This is a genomic window from Acetobacter okinawensis JCM 25146, assembly GCF_000613865.1.
Classification (GTDB): Bacteria; Pseudomonadota; Alphaproteobacteria; order Acetobacterales; family Acetobacteraceae; genus Acetobacter; species Acetobacter okinawensis.
The window spans coordinates 46,058-62,680 of record NZ_BAJU01000006.1; the positions used below are offsets into that span (position 1 = coordinate 46,058).

General features: G+C 57.6%; 14 protein-coding genes. 11 read left to right on the forward strand and 3 right to left on the reverse strand.

The window, feature by feature from the left end; all coding sequences use genetic code 11:
• Positions 1 to 84 precede the first annotated feature (84 nt).
• From glnA to JCM25146_RS04815, 9 genes are all read left to right on the forward strand, one after another.
• Positions 85 to 1,530: a type I glutamate--ammonia ligase gene (gene glnA, locus JCM25146_RS04775; RefSeq protein WP_025826262.1), complete on the forward strand. Its 1,446-nt coding sequence runs from the start codon at positions 85 to 87 to the stop codon at positions 1,528 to 1,530.
• A 202-nt stretch (positions 1,531 to 1,732) separates the two neighbouring features.
• On the forward strand, positions 1,733 to 4,162 hold the full coding sequence (locus tag JCM25146_RS04780; protein ID WP_025826263.1) for a glucose/quinate/shikimate family membrane-bound PQQ-dependent dehydrogenase: 2,430 nt from the start codon (positions 1,733 to 1,735) through the stop codon (positions 4,160 to 4,162).
• Positions 4,163 to 4,230: 68 nt separating this feature from the next.
• Positions 4,231 to 4,479 carry a hypothetical protein gene (locus JCM25146_RS04785; RefSeq protein WP_025826265.1) on the forward strand — a complete coding sequence of 83 codons (249 nt, stop codon included), beginning with the start codon at positions 4,231 to 4,233 and terminating at the stop codon, positions 4,477 to 4,479.
• A complete protein-coding gene (locus tag JCM25146_RS04790; protein WP_025826267.1) occupies positions 4,476 to 5,132 on the forward strand; it encodes a helix-turn-helix transcriptional regulator in 657 nt (218 codons plus the stop codon). Before JCM25146_RS04785 ends, JCM25146_RS04790 begins: the two co-directional genes overlap by 4 nt.
• 175 nt (positions 5,133 to 5,307) lie before the next feature.
• Positions 5,308 to 7,446, forward strand: a complete 2,139-nt coding sequence (locus JCM25146_RS04795; protein WP_025826269.1) for a putative bifunctional diguanylate cyclase/phosphodiesterase — start codon at positions 5,308 to 5,310, stop codon at positions 7,444 to 7,446.
• Between the two features lie 31 nt (positions 7,447 to 7,477).
• Positions 7,478 to 9,283 (forward strand): translation elongation factor 4, encoded by a 1,806-nt coding sequence (gene lepA / locus JCM25146_RS04800; protein ID WP_025826271.1) that lies wholly within the window; start codon positions 7,478 to 7,480, stop codon positions 9,281 to 9,283.
• Between the two features lie 122 nt (positions 9,284 to 9,405).
• The gene (metX, locus tag JCM25146_RS04805; protein ID WP_025826272.1) at positions 9,406 to 10,581 is read left to right on the forward strand and encodes a homoserine O-acetyltransferase MetX; all 1,176 of its coding nucleotides are present in this window, start codon (positions 9,406 to 9,408) and stop codon (positions 10,579 to 10,581) included.
• A complete protein-coding gene (gene metW / locus JCM25146_RS17285; RefSeq protein WP_035371992.1) occupies positions 10,581 to 11,180 on the forward strand; it encodes a methionine biosynthesis protein MetW in 600 nt (199 codons plus the stop codon). Before metX ends, metW begins: the two co-directional genes overlap by 1 nt.
• Before the next feature lie 484 nt (positions 11,181 to 11,664).
• The gene (locus JCM25146_RS04815) at positions 11,665 to 12,975 is read left to right on the forward strand and encodes a DEAD/DEAH box helicase (RefSeq protein ID WP_242400934.1); all 1,311 of its coding nucleotides are present in this window, start codon (positions 11,665 to 11,667) and stop codon (positions 12,973 to 12,975) included.
• Between the two features lie 121 nt (positions 12,976 to 13,096).
• On the opposite strand, the gene JCM25146_RS17290 is transcribed toward JCM25146_RS04815, so the two are convergent.
• The 3 genes from JCM25146_RS17290 to JCM25146_RS04830 all read right to left on the reverse strand — a co-directional run bounded on the left by JCM25146_RS17290 (position 13,097) and on the right by JCM25146_RS04830 (position 15,392).
• Positions 13,097 to 13,894 carry an endonuclease/exonuclease/phosphatase family protein gene (locus JCM25146_RS17290; protein ID WP_051544019.1) on the reverse strand — a complete coding sequence of 266 codons (798 nt, stop codon included), beginning with the start codon at positions 13,892 to 13,894 and terminating at the stop codon, positions 13,097 to 13,099.
• Between the two features lie 46 nt (positions 13,895 to 13,940).
• Positions 13,941 to 14,639 carry a carbonic anhydrase gene (locus tag JCM25146_RS04825; protein WP_025826276.1) on the reverse strand — a complete coding sequence of 233 codons (699 nt, stop codon included), beginning with the start codon at positions 14,637 to 14,639 and terminating at the stop codon, positions 13,941 to 13,943.
• Positions 14,640 to 14,774: 135 nt separating this feature from the next.
• Positions 14,775 to 15,392: a LabA-like NYN domain-containing protein gene (locus JCM25146_RS04830; protein WP_025826278.1), complete on the reverse strand. Its 618-nt coding sequence runs from the start codon at positions 15,390 to 15,392 to the stop codon at positions 14,775 to 14,777.
• Positions 15,393 to 15,575: 183 nt separating this feature from the next.
• On the opposite strand from JCM25146_RS04830, the gene folK reads away from it, so the two are divergent.
• Complete coding sequence (gene folK / locus JCM25146_RS04835) at positions 15,576 to 16,094, forward strand: 2-amino-4-hydroxy-6-hydroxymethyldihydropteridine diphosphokinase (protein ID WP_025826280.1); 519 nt, start codon at positions 15,576 to 15,578, stop codon at positions 16,092 to 16,094.
• A gap of 90 nt (positions 16,095 to 16,184) precedes the next feature.
• Positions 16,185 to 16,556 carry a DNA-directed RNA polymerase subunit omega gene (gene rpoZ / locus JCM25146_RS04840; protein ID WP_025826282.1) on the forward strand — a complete coding sequence of 124 codons (372 nt, stop codon included), beginning with the start codon at positions 16,185 to 16,187 and terminating at the stop codon, positions 16,554 to 16,556.
• The last annotated feature ends 67 nt before the right edge of the window (positions 16,557 to 16,623 follow it).

A 16,623-nucleotide genomic window follows, 5' to 3' on the forward strand; every position in this document is an offset into this window, starting at 1 on the left:
GCAGGTTCTGGCAGGCGCGTTCCATAATTCCACGGCATGTTTCCGCAGTGTGCGGAACACAACAGGCTTTTAGGTGAAGAGAGCATGGTGAAGAAAACAGCTTCGGCGGGCGACAGCAAGGCTGCTGCAATTGCCAAGGTTTTTGACCTGATTCAGGAACATTCGGTCGAACTGGTTGACCTGCGTTTTACGGATACGCACGGCAAATGGCAGCACACGTGCCAGCACGTCAGCACCATTGAGGAAGACAGCTTTACCGACGGCTTTATGTTCGACGGGTCTTCCATCGCAGGGTGGAAAGCCATTAACGAAAGCGACATGGTTCTGCTGCCCGACGCCACGTCCGCTGTTATGGACCCGTTCTCTGCCCGTCCGCAGCTGATCCTGTTCTGCGATATTATCGAGCCGTCCACCGGGCAGCCCTATAACCGCGACCCGCGCTCCACCGCCAAGCTGGCCGAGCAGTATCTCAAGTCCTCCGGTCTGGGTGACACGGTCTTTTTTGGCCCCGAAGCCGAGTTCTTCATTTTCGATAACGTCCAGTTTGGCACGGGCCCGAATTACGGCACCTACCAGCTTGACAGCATTGAAGGCCCCGATGCGTCCCTCAAGGACTACCCCGAAGGCAACATGGGCCATCGTCCGGGTGTGAAGGGTGGCTACTTCCCTGTTGCTCCAGTTGACAGCGAAAGCGACCTGCGCGCTGAAATGCTGGCAACAATGGGCGAAATGGGCCTGGCTATTGAAAAGCACCATCATGAGGTTGCGCAGTCCCAGCACGAACTTGGCACCAAGTTTGAAACGCTGGTCCGCTCCGCTGACTTCATGCAGATTTACAAGTACTGTGTGCACAACGTGGCGCACTCCTATGGCAAGACCGCCACGTTCATGCCGAAGCCGATCTTTGGCGATAACGGCTCGGGTATGCATGTCCACCAGTCCATCTGGAAAGACGGCAAGTCCACCTTTGCTGGCAATGGTTATGCTGACCTGTCCGATACGGCTCTGTATTACATCGGCGGTATCATCAAGCATGCCAAGGCCCTGAACGCCTTTACCAACCCGTCCACCAACTCCTACAAGCGTCTGATTCCGGGCTTTGAAGCTCCGGTGCTGCTGGCTTACTCTGCCCGCAACCGCTCTGCGTCTTGCCGTATTCCGTATGCGACCAGCCCCAAAGCCAAGCGCGTTGAAGTTCGCTTCCCCGATCCGACGGCAAATCCCTATCTGGCATTCGCTGCAATGCTGATGGCTGGTCTGGACGGCATCAAGAACAAGATCCATCCGGGCGATGCCATGGACAAGGATCTGTATGACCTGCCGCCCGAAGAACTGAAGCAGATCCCCACGGTTGCTGGCTCCCTGCGTGAAGCGCTGGAATCTCTGGCTGCTGACCATGAGTTCCTGCTTGCCGGCGGTGTGTTTACCAAGGACCAGATCGACAGCTACATCACCCTGAAGTGGAATGATGTGTATCGCTTCGAACACACACCTCACCCGGTTGAGTTCGAAATGTACTACTCCGTCTGATGATGCAGCCCTTCGGGGCTGTTACGGCGGATTATAAAGGCGCGGCCCCTTGTGGGGCCGCGTTTTTTTTGTGCAAAACGTGAGCGCTGCAAAACTTATTCGGTTTTTAAGTATAATGTGATACATTTGTACGAAAATAATATTGATGAACCCTGAATGAGCATTTCCGTTCCAAGGAAATGCTTTTTGTAACGTAAGGAGAATGCCGGTCATGCAAGGCGGCCGTTCCCATATTCTGTCAAAAATCACAGCATTGATCTGCATCATACTGGGTGCTGGTCTGGTAGGGGGCGGTGGCTGGCTGGCCATACTGGGTGGTTCCGGTTTTTATGTGCTCTGCGGTCTGGGAATCGTGGGGACCGGCCTTCTGCTCTGGCGGCAGCGGCGCGAGGCATTGTGGCTTTACGCGGTTGTGGCCGCGGGTACGCTCTTCTGGTCCGTGGCCGAGGCAGGGTTTGACTTCTGGGCGCTGGCCCCTCGGGGGGATGTGGTGCTGCCTCTGGGGGTATGGCTGCTGCTGCCTTTTGTGGCCCGGGGGCTGCACCCGGCCTCCCCGTGGAACCGCATTCCCCTACTGGCGGTCATTCTGGCCGGGCTTGGCGTGTACGGTTATGCCCTTACGCAAGACCCGCAGGATACGGCCGGGGTGCTCCCGCGTGCACAAACAGCCTATAGCAGCATGCAACTCCCCGGAGATGCAGCCGCCGTGCCTGCGCAGGACTGGCCCGCATATGGCCGCACACAGGCGGGGGACCGTTACTCCCCCCTAAACCAGATTACTGCGGGGAATGTGAACCACCTTAAGGTCGCATGGACGTTCAGAACCCATGACATGCGTGGGCCGGATGATCCGGTGGAAATTACGGATGAGGCAACGCCGATCAAAGTTGGCAATACGCTGTACCTATGCTCGCCCCATCAGATCGTGTTTGCGCTAGATGCGGCAACAGGCAGGCAGGTGTGGCGGTTTGACCCCCAGTTGCTGGTAAATCCGTCTTTTCAGCATCTGACCTGCCGTGGTGTATCCTACGCAGCCACGCCTGCGCTGTCTTCCTCAGCAGAAGCTGGTGGGCAGGCTGGCCCGGCTGTGCCGCAGCCCTGTGCGGAACGTATTTTTTTACCCACCAACGACGGACGACTGATGGCGCTGGACGCCCGGACAGGTCAGTTGTGTCCAGCATTTGGCAATAAGGGCACCGTGGACCTGACCGAGGGCATGCCCATGCGTGTTCTTGGCTTTTATGAGCCGACCTCCCCTCCCGTTGTGACGGACAGGCTGGTCATTATTTCTGGCGCTGTGACAGATAACTATTCCACGCATGAGCCATCAGGGGTCATGCGGGCATACGACCTGTACAGTGGGCAACTGGTGTGGGCGTTTGATCCGGGCAACCCGGACCCCAATATGTTACCTTCCAGCACACACCAGTACACCCCCAATTCTCCCAATTCATGGATTGTCTCCGCCTATGATGCGAAGTTGGGCCTGATCTATATTCCCACAGGGGTTGCTACGCCTGACATATGGGGAGGCAAGCGCACGGATGTGCAGGAGCGCTACGCATCGGGCATTCTGGCGCTGGATGCCAATACAGGCCACAAGGTCTGGTTTTACCAGACCGTCCACCACGATTTGTGGGATATGGACGTGCCTGCCCAGCCCAGCCTGATCGACTTTACGCAGCCCGATGGCACGGTGGTGCCTGCGTTGTATGCGCCCGCCAAGACCGGCAATATTTTTGTGCTCGACCGCAGGAATGGACAACTGCTGGTACCTGCCCCCGAGCAGGCGGTGCCGCAGGGTGCAGCTATGGGGGACCATGTCTCGGCCACCCAGCCGTTCTCGCAACTGACCTTCCGCCCCAAAAACAAACTGACGGATAAGGATATGTGGGGGGCGACCATGCTGGACCAGCTGGTCTGCCGGGTCATGTTCAAGCAATTGCGTTACGAAGGGCCGTTTACCCCGCCATCAGTGCAGGGCACGCTGGTTTTCCCCGGCAATCTGGGCATGTTCGAGTGGGGTGGGCTGGCCGTGGACCCAGTGCGGCAGGTCGCGTTTGCCAATCCCATAGGCATTCCCTTTGTGTCCCGCCTTGTGCCACGGCCAACGGAGAATCAGGTGGTGCCCCCCACGATGCATGACGCAGCGGCCTCTGGTGGGGAGAACGGCCTGCAACCCCAGTATGGCACGCCTTTTGGGGTGGACCTGCATCCGTTCCTTTCCCCCTTCGGGATTCCATGCAAACAGCCGGGGTGGGGTTTTGTGGCCGGGGTGGACCTGAAGACCAACACCATTGCCTGGCAGCACCGCAACGGCACAACGCGGGATAGTTCCCCTCTGCCCTTTGGCTTCAAGGTCGGGGTGCCGTCCCTTGGTGGTCCTATCATTACCGCAGGTGGGGTGGCGTTTCTGACCTCCACGTCAGATTATTATATCCGCGCGTATGATGTAACGACCGGCAAGGTCCTGTGGGAGGATCGCCTGCCAGCAGGGGGGCAGTCCACCCCGATGACATACGAGGCCAATGCACGCCAGTATGTGGTGACGGTTGATGGCGGGCATGGTTCCTTTGGTACGCGGGAGGGGGATTATATCGTCGCTTACGCCCTTCCTCCGAGCACGCGCTGACAACGGGTGCGGTGGGGTGGGGTGGGTAAGTCTTGCAGTTCCATGCGGGATCGGTGATCGTGCATGGAATGTGGAACGAACCTTACCTCCAGACATGCTGCCGCTCCGCCTTGCACAGGCTCTACCTTGCTGGGCCGGGTGGTCGCCCGGCCGGGCTGAAGGATGACCCCTGCCTTGAACGGCTGGAGCGCATGGGGCTGGTGGGGCGTAACCCTCAGGGGCGCTTTGTCGCGACGGATGCCGGTCAGGCCCGCCACGCGCTTGAGGTCTTGAAGCTCAAACGTACACCCGCACAGTCCACTCCCTCCAGATCATGATCGCGCAGCCGCAACGGGTCTGGCAGGTGCTGGACACATTGGGGCGTGAGCGTGGGTTTACGCCATCCGCCCTTGCACGTGCAGCCGGGCTGGATGCAACGGCGCTCAACCCGTCCCGCCGGGTTGTGCCCGGCGGCGGTATGCGCTGGCCATCCTTGCCAACCCTTTTGGGCATTCTTGATGTTTTGCAGGTGCCGCTGGCTGTTTTTGCCCGGCATGTTGCGGGGGAGGAGGTCGGCCATGCTCCTCTGGCAGAGCAGGCAGGTAAGCTTCGCGCTCTGTCCTATTCCATGCTGGGGCAGGAGGGGGTGTTTGACCAGTACGGCTTGCCGTGTGGCCCTGTGTGGGAGTGGGAAAGCTCGCCCGGCCAGTGGTGGAGTGAGCCGGGCACCTATGTGGTCAGGGTGGATACCGATGCCATGGAGCCGGTGGTGCGGGACGGCGGGTCTATTGTGGTGGCGCCCGCACTTCCCCCGCGCGAGGGTGACAGGGTTCTGCTGCATGCCCCAGCGCGCACACCTGTGATGGGCCTGCTGATTGAAGCTGGTGAGGCGGGGCAGACCATCTGCTCTTTTCGGGGGGCGGACATGCATGTGGTGCCTGCGCAGGGTGACGGAGCCTGGTTACACCGGATTGTCATGATGACTGTTTAGAAAAATCGTTATTAAAAGGTAAACAGAGGACTAGATTTTCTCATTAAATGTTCTGAATAATGTAGCAGACTCCGGCGCTGAAGGCGGCACATGCTGGGCCGGGTTGGGGAATTTTGAAGTAGATTTTTCAAAATGGGTTGTTTTTCAAGCGGTTGAGTAATGGGGTGCGTATTGAATGATGGTTGTAAGGTGCATTCTTGGCCAGCATAATCTTTGGCTGGTCTTTGTCGCTGCCTTGCTGTGCTTTTGCGGGGCGGGGGTGACGGCATCCCTGTTCCGGCATGCTCTTCGCGCTAAAAACAACCAATGGTATGCGTGGCTCTTTCTGACCGCTCTTTCAAGCGGCGTTGCAATCTGGTGCACGCATTTTGTGGCCATGCTGGGATATGCTGCGGGTACCCCTGCGCGGTTTGACCCGCTACTGACAAGCGTGTCCCTGTTGATTGCGGTGTTCGGCAGTACCATCGGGTTTATGCTTGCAACCTGCCGTTTTGCACGTTTTCTGCCAGAAACCGGCGGCGTTATCGTCGGTCTGGCCATTGTTGCCATGCACTATACAGGTATGCTGGCTTACCGGGTGCAGGGGCAGACGACATGGAACATGCCCTGTCTGGCGCTGTCAGTGCTGGCCGCAGTTGTGCTCAGCGTCATGGCGGTGCGTGCTGGCGTGCGTACCGGGCGCCACGCAGTTGCCTATATGGCGGGGGTGCTCGCAGTGGCGGTGCTGTGCGTGCATTTTATTGGTATGGCTGCCTACCATGTGCAGGGCATGCAGCAGGTTGGGGTAGTTGCTAGCACACATGACTCGCTTGTGCTGGCGGTTGCTATTGTCATCATGTCCTTCCTTATTCTGGGTGGCGGACTGGTCAGTGGCATGATCGATGACAGTTCACGCGCGGAGTCGGTTGAAAAACTGCGGCGTATGGCCCTGAATGACACACTGACCGGCCTGCCCAACCGGCTGAACTTCCATCAGCGCCTTGACCTTGAGCTGGACTGGGCGCGGGAGAACAACGCTCGGCTGGCACTGATCGGGATTGACCTGAACAGGTTCAAGGAAATCAATGATCTGCGCGGGCACCGGGCGGGGGACGAGGTCCTGCGCATTCTGGGGCGCAGGCTGCGTGGACTGCTGCAGGACAACAGTGGTGAATTTATTGCCCGGACAGGGGGGGATGAATTTCTGGCCCTGTGCCGTGCCGGATCGGGGGAGCAGATACGGACCTTCCTGCACAGGCTGGAGGAGGTTTTATTCAAGCCGATCCGTTTTGAAGACTCCGAGGTGCTGCCCGGCGCCAGTCTGGGTGTGGCCATCTGGCCCGACCATGCGGTGGACAAGGAGACCCTGATTAACAATGCAGATCTGGCCATGTACCGCGCCAAGGCCGATCCGGCCCGCAGGCCCTGTTTTTATGAGCCAGCAATGGATGAAAAGGTGCGCACCCGGCGTAAGCTTGCCGCGGATTTAAGAGGTGCGCTCAAGGCCGGGCAACTGAGTGTCTGCTATCAGGTGCAACGGGTCATCGCTACGGGAGAAATCCGGGGGTATGAGGCACTCGTACGGTGGCAGCACCCCACGCGGGGCACCATCATGCCCGATGAGTTTATTCCTCTGGCGGAGGAGAGTGACCTTATTCTCCAGATTGGTGAGTGGGTGCTGCGCAGCGTGTGCATGCAGGCCGTGCAGTGGCAGCAGCCTTACAAGGTGGCGGTCAACCTGTCGGGCATGCAGTTTGTCCATACCGACATTGCCCGGATTGTGGCCAATGTTCTTGAGGAAACGGGGCTCCCCCCCAGACGGCTTGAGCTGGAGCTGACAGAGTCGACCGTTATTGCCGACCAGACCCGGACCCTGCAGGTGCTGCACCAGATCCGGGATATGGGGGTCAGTCTGGCGCTGGATGATTTTGGTACCGGCTATTCGTCGCTCGATACGCTACGTCGTTTTCCATTTGATCTTATAAAAATCGACCGCTCCTTTTTCGGGGCATCGCAGAGCAGCCAGCACACTCAGGCAGTCGTGCGCGCCGTGCTGGCGCTGGGCAAGGCGTTTGATATTCCGGTCATGGCCGAGGGGATAGAGACACCGGAGCAGCTGAACATGCTCAACGCCGCCGGATGTGATGAGGCACAGGGCTTTTTTCTGGGGCGGCCCACTCCGCTGGCTGAGATTATTAAAGATGGGCAGATCAGCATGCATCAGCAGCGTAAGCGGGTCTGTTTTGCCCTCTGCCAAGGGGGTTCTGGTGAGGCAATGCTTCCGTGCATGAAAAAATTGCGCGAAAGTGGTGTCCGAAGCAGAGGAACAGGCTGACTTTTCTGTAGATTTACCGTAAAGGGGCAGCATGACCGATGTACCCCTTTCGCTCATCCGCAATTTTTCCATCATCGCACATATCGATCATGGAAAGTCCACTCTGGCAGACCGCCTGATTCAGGCGTGTGGCGCCCTGACTGCGCGTGAGATGACCAATCAGGTTCTGGATAACATGGACCTGGAGCGCGAGCGTGGCATTACCATCAAAGCGCAGACTGTTCGGCTGACCTATCCTGCCAAGGATGGCAAGACCTATGTCCTGAACCTGATGGACACGCCCGGACATGTTGACTTCGCGTACGAGGTCAGCCGCTCCCTTGCCGCGTGCGAAGGCTCGCTTCTGGTGGTGGATGCCTCGCAGGGGGTGGAAGCCCAGACACTTGCCAACGTGTATCAGGCCATAGATGCCAACCACGAAATTGTGCCCGTGCTCAACAAGGTGGACCTGCCCGCAGCAGAGCCGGAGCGCGTTAAGGCACAGATCGAGGAAGTCATTGGCATTCCCGCAGATGATGCGGTCGAGATTTCGGCCAAGACAGGGCTGAATATTGAAGGGGTGCTTGAAGCCGTAGTGACCCGTCTGCCCCCACCGGTTGGGGATGCGGAAAAACCCCTGCAGGCCATGCTGGTGGATAGCTGGTATGACCCGTACCTAGGCGTGATCGTGCTTGTGCGGATCAAGGAAGGCCGCCTGAAGCGGGGGATGAAGGTCCGTATGATGTCCTCTGGTGCGGTGCATCAGGTGGATCAGGTCGGTGTGTTTGCTCCGCGCATGACGCCGGTGGAAAGTCTTGGACCGGGCGAGATGGGGTTCATTAACGCCGCTATCAAAACCGTTGCGGACTGTAATGTGGGGGACACCATAACGGATGACCGTCGCCCAGCGGCGACACCCCTGCCTGGCTTTAAGCCGTCCATTCCGGTTGTGTGGTGCGGACTTTACCCCATTGTCTCCGATGATTTTGAAAAACTGCGCGACAGCCTTGCCAAGCTGCGCCTGAATGATGCGTCTTTCCATTATGAGGCGGAAACATCGGCAGCACTTGGCTTTGGTTTCCGTTGTGGCTTCCTTGGGCTGCTGCACCTTGAAATCATTCAGGAGCGCCTCTCCCGCGAGTTCGATCTGGACCTGATCGCAACAGCGCCTTCCGTTGTATACAAAATCTACCGCACCAATGGAGAGATGGAAGAACTCCATAATCCAGCCGACATGCCTGATGGCTCCCTGATTGAAAAAATCGAGGAACCATGGATTAAGGCCAATATCATGGTGCCTGATGAATATCTGGGCGCGGTTCTGACCCTGTGCACGGAGCGGCGTGGTATTCAGGTCGATCTGACCTATGTCGGCAGCAGAGCCATGGCCGTTTACCGTCTGCCACTCAATGAGGTGGTGTTCGACTTCTATGACCGGCTCAAGTCGCTCACACGTGGGTACGCCAGCTTTGATTATCAGATGGATGGGTACGAGGAGAGCGACCTTGTGCGCATTTCCATTCTGGTCAATCAGGAGCCGGTTGACGCGCTGTGCTTTATTGCCCATCGCTCGGCGGCTGAAACACGAGGGCGCTCCATTTGTGCCCGGCTCAAGGATCTGATCCCGCGCCAGTTGTTCAAGATCGCCATTCAGGCGGCCATTGGCAGCCGCGTTATTGCGCGTGAGACCATAGGTGCCCTGTCCAAGGACGTGACGGCCAAATGTTATGGGGGCGATATCTCGCGTAAGCGCAAGCTGCTGGAAAAGCAGAAAGAAGGTAAAAAGCGCATGCGCCAGTTTGGTAAGGTGGAAATTCCACAAAGCGCCTTCCTTGCCGCGCTCAAAATGGAACACTAGTCTTCAACACCGGCTTGGTCCTGACCATGGCCCGGAGCGCCCCGGTCTGGCAGTTCCTGTGTTAAGTGGGACCTCAACGGTTTTTTGCCCGGCTTGTCCGGGTTGGAGAATGCAGCGGGTTTATGAACAGCACAGCGCCCCTTGGTGTTGGTGAACATCCGCATGCCAGCTTCCCCGAAGGGGTGGAGCTGGACTGCGGGGTAACCTTGGCACCGGTTGATATTGCGTATTGTACCTATGGGCAGCTCTCGCCCCAAAAGGACAATGCCATTCTCATCTGCCATGCCTTTACGGGCGACCAGTATGTGGCGGAAACGCACCCCCTTACAGGCAAACCGGGCTGGTGGGGGCGTATGGTCGGGCCGGGTAAGCCGATTGATACGAACCGTTTTTTTGTGATCTGCTCCAATGTGCTGGGTGGGTGCATGGGGAGCACCGGTCCGCGTTCACCACGGACCGATGGGCAGGGGGCTCCACAGGAACTATGGGGCACAGCGTTCCCGCCCATTACCATCCGCGATATGGTGCGCGCGCAGCACAAACTGGTGCGTAGTCTTGGCATAGAGCGGCTTTTTGCCGTGGTTGGCGGCTCCATGGGCGGCATGCAGGTGCTGGAGTGGGCTGTGACCTACCCGCAGATGATGCTGGCTGTTATGCCCATTGCCACAGCCCCCTACCATTCTGCCCAGAATATCGCGTTTAATGAGGTCGGACGTCAGGCCATTATTGCCGATCCGGACTGGCGTGGCGGGCGGTACTGGGAGGAAGGGGTTATACCCGCACGCGGGCTGGCTGTAGCCCGTATGATGGCGCACATTACCTACTTGTCGGAGGAAGCGCTGACCCGCAAGTTCGGGCGGCGGATGCGCCGTGGGCCTGCGGGCGGGCAGGGGCCGGAAGGCCCTGTTTCCACCTTTGGAGATATTTTTGAGGTGGAATCCTACCTGCGCTATCAGGGGTCCAGCTTTGTCCGGCGGTTTGATGCCAATTCCTACCTGAGCATTACACGGGCCATGGACTGGTTTGATATTGCTGCCGACCATGATGGGGACCTGGCACCCCCATTTGCCGGTACTGCGGTCAGGTTCTGCGTTGTTTCTTTTTCCTCTGACTGGCTTTTTCCCACGTCTGCTGCACGCACACTTGCGCGGGCACTTAACCGGGCAGCAGCTAATGTCTCGTTTGTTGAGATTGAAACAGACAAGGGCCATGATGCCTTTTTGCTGGACGAGCCGGATTTTGACCGGACCGTACGGGGCTTTTTGTGCGGTGTTGCCGAACATGCGGGATTATCCTGATGCGCCTTGACCAGCACCTGATTGCAGACATGATCGAACCCCGGACCCGCGTGCTGGATATCGGCAGTGGTGATGGCACGCTGATCGGGCATTTATACCGTGAGCGTGGGTGCGATGCCCGTGGTATTGAACTGAACATGGAACTGGTGACCCGCTCCGTAGCCCACGGCCTGCCCGTGGTGCATGGGGATGCGGACCACGATCTGGCCTACTACCCCGACCATTCGTTTGATTATGTGGTGCTCCAGCGCACCTTGCAGGCTGTTGAGCGCCCGCGGGAAGTGTTGCGGCAGATGTTGCGCATCGGGCGGTATGCCATTGTCTCGTTTCCCAATTTCGGGCACTGGCAGCTTCGGTTGCGCCTGCTGCTGGGGGGGCGCATGCCCATGACAGCCGTATGGCACACACCGTGGTATGAGACCCCCAATATTCACCCCTGTACGATTCGGGATTTTCTCGAACTGTGTCGTCAGGATGGATATATCGTGGAAAAATGGATGGCGGTGGATGAGGAGGGCGAGCGTGCACCGTGGCGGCGCTCCATTCGTCTGGCCAATCTGTTTGGCGAGCAAGCCCTGTTTTTGTTGCGTAGGCGCTAGGCAGATCCATAAATGCGGGTTGTGCAAACAACCGGATTTATGGGCAATTATTAACGGCAGCCTAAAAAATAAGTTAGATTTCAAAGCCGCAGTTTGGCATGGACAGAGCGTGCTGCATACAGGCCTTGTGCAAAAAATATATTAAAAATACTAGTTATATGATAAAAAACCTGTATATATCACCTGTCTGATGATTGTGATTTGCAGATGCAGGATGAGTTCTGCGAGCCGCTTATTTTCGGACCAATATGGTACGGAACCCTTGCAGGGTTATCAGACAGCTTTTATATAATTCTTCCAAGACAGTATGCGCGGAATGCATGATTCCGAAAACATCTTATTCTGTCTGTAATGTAATAAAATTCATGCTGACCTGCCCGTCTGGTCTGGCTTAGAGACGGTTTTGCTCTGTCCTCAATATAGGTTTGGTAGTGCGTGACTGAAAATAAGGTGGATGTGACTCATTTTCAGGTGCATGGAGAGGTTGCCCCTAAATGACTACTTTTCGGATCTGAAACTCGCTGCACCTCTGTTGCAGGCACTGGCCGACCAAGGGTACGAAATACCTACTCCCATTCAGGCGGGGTCTATTCCGCATCTGCTGGAAGGGCGGGACCTGCTGGGTCTGGCACAGACCGGAACAGGCAAGACCGCGTCTTTTGCTCTGCCGATTTTGCAGCACCTGCATAACAACCCCAAGTCTACGGCTCCCAAGCAGCCGCGCGTTCTGGTGCTTGCTCCCACGCGTGAGCTGGTTGCCCAGATTAGCGACAGCTTTAAAGCCTACGCAAAATACATGAAATTTTCGCAGGCTGTTGTGTTCGGCGGTGTCGGGCAGGGCAGGCAGGTGGATGCCATGCGTCGTGGCGTGGATGTGCTTGTGGCAGCGCCGGGCCGACTGCTGGACCTGATTGGTCAGGGCTATATTGACCTGTCCGGGCTGGAAGTGCTGGTGCTCGATGAAGCCGATCGCATGCTGGATATGGGGTTCGTGCGCGATATCCGCCGGATTATGAGCTATGTTCCCGCGCAGCGGCAGACCCTGCTGTTCTCGGCGACAATGCCCAAGAGCATTGAAGACCTTGCCGCATCCCTGCTGAGCAACCCTGCGCGGGTGGAAGTGGCTCCGCCCTCCAGCACGGTTGACCGTATTCAGCAGGCCATCATGTTCGTGAACGGCACCAGCGACAAGCGCGACGCCCTTTTGACCATGGTGGAATCCGACAAGGTGGCCCGTGCCGTTGTGTTTACGCTGATGAAGCATGAAGCCAATAAAGTGGCCGAGTTCCTTAATAAGAACAGCGTGACAGCCGAGGCCATTCACGGCAACAAGTCTCAGGGTGCGCGCGAGCGGGCGATGAAGGGCTTCCGTGCAGGGTCGGTCAAGGTTCTGGTCGCGACTGACATTGCCGCGCGCGGCATTGACGTGGACGAAGTCAGCCACGTGTTCAACTACGACCTGCCGAATGTGCCAGAAAGCTATGTGCACCGCATTGGCCGTACCGCCCGTGCCGGGCGTGATGGCTGGGCCGTGTCCTTCTGCGATGCGGAACAGCGTGCGTGGCTGAAAGATATTGAAAAAACAATCGGAAAATCCATCCCGGTTGTGCGCGATCATCCCTGGCATTCGGAAGAAGCTGAGTTTTCCACCCAGCGTCCGCCTGTTCTGGGTGGCGGTGGTGGTCGGGGCCGTGGTGGTCCGCCGCGCAATGGTGGTGGTGGCCGTGGTGGCCCGCCGCGCCGTTCTGGTGGTGGGCGTTCCGGGGCCTCGCACAGGTCTGGCGCACACGCCTGATCGGGCAGAGTATGGTAAAAAGGGCTGCTACGGTTACGTAGCGGCCCTTTTTTATGGTGGCGCGTCCTGTGGCACACGCAATGTGATGGATACGGGGCAGTGGTCGCTCAGAACCTGTGTGCTATTTTGTGGAATGGTCATTACCCGCAGAGTTTGGGTCTGCCCATTTCTGGGCGGCACCTCCAAGCAGAATATGGTCAATAAAGTAACTGCCATTCAGGCATGGGCTGGCCCGCCCGGCAGTGGTCAGGAGCAGTGGCGTAACCTGATTGAGGCTGATGAATAAAGGGTCCGTTCGTGTCATGCGGCGGTTAAAGTCGCCTATAATGGCAAAAGGTTCCCCATTTTTTGCTCTCTCTGCCAGCCAGTCGCGCAAGGCGTGGAACTGCTGGAACAAAATTGGGCAGGCGTACCGGGTTTCCGATACCGGGTTATCCCAGCAGCCAGTTTTAAGATGAACGACTAAAACGCGCAGGGTCATGCGCCCTATGCGCACATTGATGTCCAGCCCACTGCGCAGCGGATGGTGTGCGGCGGTTGGGTCGGGTGCGAGCGTGCTGACATCTGGGTTGCGCTGTATGGTCAGGCCTCGGCGCACGGCAAGGGCTGTATGCTGGGCAATAGCATCGTTAGAGAGGAGGATCTGGTAGTCCTGCGGGTTAAACAGGTGGCCCAATGTTGCGCTGTCCCCCACCTCCTGCAAACCGATCAGGTCCGAGCGCAGGCGCTGGGCATAGGTGGCTAGGGCACTTAGGTCATCGGCTGATCTGTGGGGAATGTCCGGTGGCACATCGGGGGCATTCTGTGCCGGGGTGCTGAGCAGCCAATCCATATTCCATGTGCTGATTTTAAAAGTCTGTGCAGGTGGGGAGGTATTGGATGGGGGGCTGCTGGCCACAAAAAAAACGGCGCCCACCATGGCTGCAAGGCCAAGGTGATGCGCCGTTAAGCAGAAGCGGAGTGCTTTATGCAGTTTCCTGCTCGGTCTGCTTTTGCATCTGTTCAATAACATTGTTGATTGGAACACTGGTCCGGGTCTGCTCATCCAGCACAGAGACTTCACCCGTGCCAATATCGTAAAACCACCCTTGCAGGAACAGTGTATTACGCGCCAGCCCAGCGGCAACGGCGGGGTGGGTGCGCAGGTGGGCCAACTGGAGCAGCACATTCTGCTCGGCCAGACAGCGCACGGTAGCTGGCCCTGCATCATCGGAGCGGAATGCGTTCAGCGTTGCTGCGCGTGCGGCTTCAGCATTGCGCAGCCAGCTACGCACTGTGGGCATTTTGTCCAGTCCGGCCTTTTCCGGGTCGAGTAGGGCCTTCATGGCGCCACAGTCGGAATGGCCGCAGACAATAATGGACGAAACCCCAAGCCCCATGACCGCGTACTCAATGGCGGAGGAAACACCCCCCAGCATTTCCCCATAAGCGGGAACCAGATTGCCAATGTTACGCAGAATGAACAGATCACCCGGTTCGGTCTGGGTAATCAGGTTGGGGTTGATGCGGCTGTCGGCGCAGGCAATGAACAGCGCACCGGGAGCCTGCCCTTTGGCCAGACTGGCAAACAGGGCTTCCTTTGCGGGGAATACTTCGGTGTTGAAGTGTTCAACACCGCGCAGGAGAGAAAGCAGGTTGCTTCTGGCTTCGGAACATGTTGGCATCAGTTAACTCCGGAAAACCTTGACGTTTGAGCTAAGGCTGGACCCATGGCTGCAAGGGGATTGTGCTATGCCAAACGCGTGAGGAACAGATACGTTCGTGGGAAAAGAGCAAAATTCTGTTTTGTCACACTTTGCTCAGCTTAGCGGGTCATCCTCGGGTTCGCTCATCTGGTCTGCCGGGTGGCGGATGGGGGCCGGGTTAGCGCGTGGGCGGCTTGGCTCGGTCTGGCGGCGGGTAAAGTTGGCGCCAAGGGATGCCAGTTCAAGGAACTGGTCGGCCTGCCTGCGCAGGTCATCCCCGATCAGCGGTGGGGAGGAGCGCATGGAAGACGCAACGGATACGCGCGTACCCTGCCGCTGCACGGCTTCCACCACGCGGCGGAAATCTGAATCACCACTGAACAGGATGGCGTGGTCGATGTGGGGGGCCATTTCCATCATGTCCACGGCAATCTCTATGTCCATATTGCCTTTGACCCGGCGCTTTCCGGTCGAATCCGTAAATTCGCGTGCGGGTTTGGTGACCAGAAAATAACCGTTATATGACAGCCAGTCGGTCAGGGGTTTGAGGGGGGAGTAATCCTCGGTATCCAGAATGGCGGCATAGTAATAGGCGCGGATCACATGGGTTTTGGCAGCAAAAAATTCGAGCAGTTTTTTATAGTCGACATCAAAACCCAGACTGCGGGAGGTTGAGTACAGGCTTGACCCGTCAATAAAAAGACAGGTTTTTTCGTCTTTTTTCAGGTTCATGGATTTAGTCCTCTAAATAAATTCAAAGTTGTTTCTTTTAGGTTTCGATTATCTGGGAATGAAATTTTTTTCATACGCTTCGGAATATAAGGCCCCTCTGACTGTTTGTTTGCGGAGCGTTCTTATAAAAGAAGCCCCAATTGTGTCCAAAACAAGATAGTCCACTCAGGCGTGAGGCAACACATGGCGGAAGAGCAAAATCATACCAGATCAGTCCTGATAGCAATAGGTGCAAATCTGCCTCTGGGGGAGTGCAGTGCCCTGAAAAGCTGCGAGCAGGCCGTGCAGGCTCTGCGTTGTGTGCCGGGGCTGGAGCTGGAGGTCGTCTCCCGCTGGTATGAGAGCGCGCCAGTCCCCCCTTCGGGGCAGCCGGTCTACGTGAATGGTGTTGTGCGCGGTGTGACGAGTCTGCCTCCTCTGGCCCTGCTGGATCAGCTTCAGGCCATAGAAACGCATCAGGGGCGTGTGCGTTCCGTACCCAATGCAGCGCGCACGCTTGATCTGGACATCATTGCCATGGAGGGTGTTCACCTTGATACGCCGCGCCTGTGTCTGCCGCACCCTCGTGCGCATGAGCGTGCTTTTGTGCTGCGTCCTTTGCACGATGTATGGCCAGGCTGGGTTCATCCGCTGACACACCACTCCTTGGGGCAGATGCTCAGGGCCGTGCAGGGGCAGGAAATCAGGGTGATCGGGGAATAAACCTTTCCTGTTGTGGGTGGATGCGGTAATAAGACCTTTCTGTCTTTATTTATTGTATTTCTGTGCTGAACTGTCTGGAGGCTCTTCGTAATGGCCCGCGTCACCGTCGAAGACTGCGTTGAAAAGGTTCCAAACCGCTTTGAACTGGTGGTGTACGCCGCGCAGCGCGCCCGCAACATCTCCCGTGGCGAGGAGCTGACCATTGACCGCGACAACGACAAGAACCCCGTCGTTGCATTGCGTGAAATTGCGGATGAAACCGTGCAACTTCCTGCGCTGCGGAGCGATCTGATCCGCTCGCAGGCCCGCGAGCCCGAGCCCGAGCCCGTGGAAGAGGAAGTGCAGGATCTGGTGCCGACCGAACAGAATATTTTCGGTCTGCAGGAAGTCTCCGCCGAAGAAGAAGCAGCGGACGACGTGCGTGCCATCGAGGCGGCCCTGACCGGTCGCGCACGGCGGTAAAGCGCGCGTGGACCAACCGGGCGGCGATATTCCCGTTCACACCTCCTCCTCGCAAGGAGAGGGGGGT

Excerpts from the sequence above, each read along its gene's own strand:
- glnA (WP_025826262.1), top strand. The coding sequence starts at position 85 with ATGGTGAAGAAAACAGCTTCGGCGGGCGACAGCAAGGCTGCTGCAATT.
- JCM25146_RS04780 (WP_025826263.1), top strand. The coding sequence starts at position 1,733 with ATGCCGGTCATGCAAGGCGGCCGTTCCCATATTCTGTCAAAAATCACA.
- JCM25146_RS04785 (WP_025826265.1), top strand. The coding sequence starts at position 4,231 with ATGTGGAACGAACCTTACCTCCAGACATGCTGCCGCTCCGCCTTGCAC.
- JCM25146_RS04790 (WP_025826267.1), top strand. The coding sequence starts at position 4,476 with ATGATCGCGCAGCCGCAACGGGTCTGGCAGGTGCTGGACACATTGGGG.
- JCM25146_RS04795 (WP_025826269.1), top strand. The coding sequence starts at position 5,308 with ATGATGGTTGTAAGGTGCATTCTTGGCCAGCATAATCTTTGGCTGGTC.
- lepA (WP_025826271.1), top strand. The coding sequence starts at position 7,478 with ATGACCGATGTACCCCTTTCGCTCATCCGCAATTTTTCCATCATCGCA.
- metX (WP_025826272.1), top strand. The coding sequence starts at position 9,406 with ATGAACAGCACAGCGCCCCTTGGTGTTGGTGAACATCCGCATGCCAGC.
- metW (WP_035371992.1), top strand. The coding sequence starts at position 10,581 with ATGCGCCTTGACCAGCACCTGATTGCAGACATGATCGAACCCCGGACC.
- JCM25146_RS17290 (WP_051544019.1), bottom strand. The coding sequence starts at position 13,894 with ATGGTGGGCGCCGTTTTTTTTGTGGCCAGCAGCCCCCCATCCAATACC.
- JCM25146_RS04825 (WP_025826276.1), bottom strand. The coding sequence starts at position 14,639 with ATGCCAACATGTTCCGAAGCCAGAAGCAACCTGCTTTCTCTCCTGCGC.
- JCM25146_RS04830 (WP_025826278.1), bottom strand. The coding sequence starts at position 15,392 with ATGAACCTGAAAAAAGACGAAAAAACCTGTCTTTTTATTGACGGGTCA.
- folK (WP_025826280.1), top strand. The coding sequence starts at position 15,576 with ATGGCGGAAGAGCAAAATCATACCAGATCAGTCCTGATAGCAATAGGT.
- rpoZ (WP_025826282.1), top strand. The coding sequence starts at position 16,185 with ATGGCCCGCGTCACCGTCGAAGACTGCGTTGAAAAGGTTCCAAACCGC.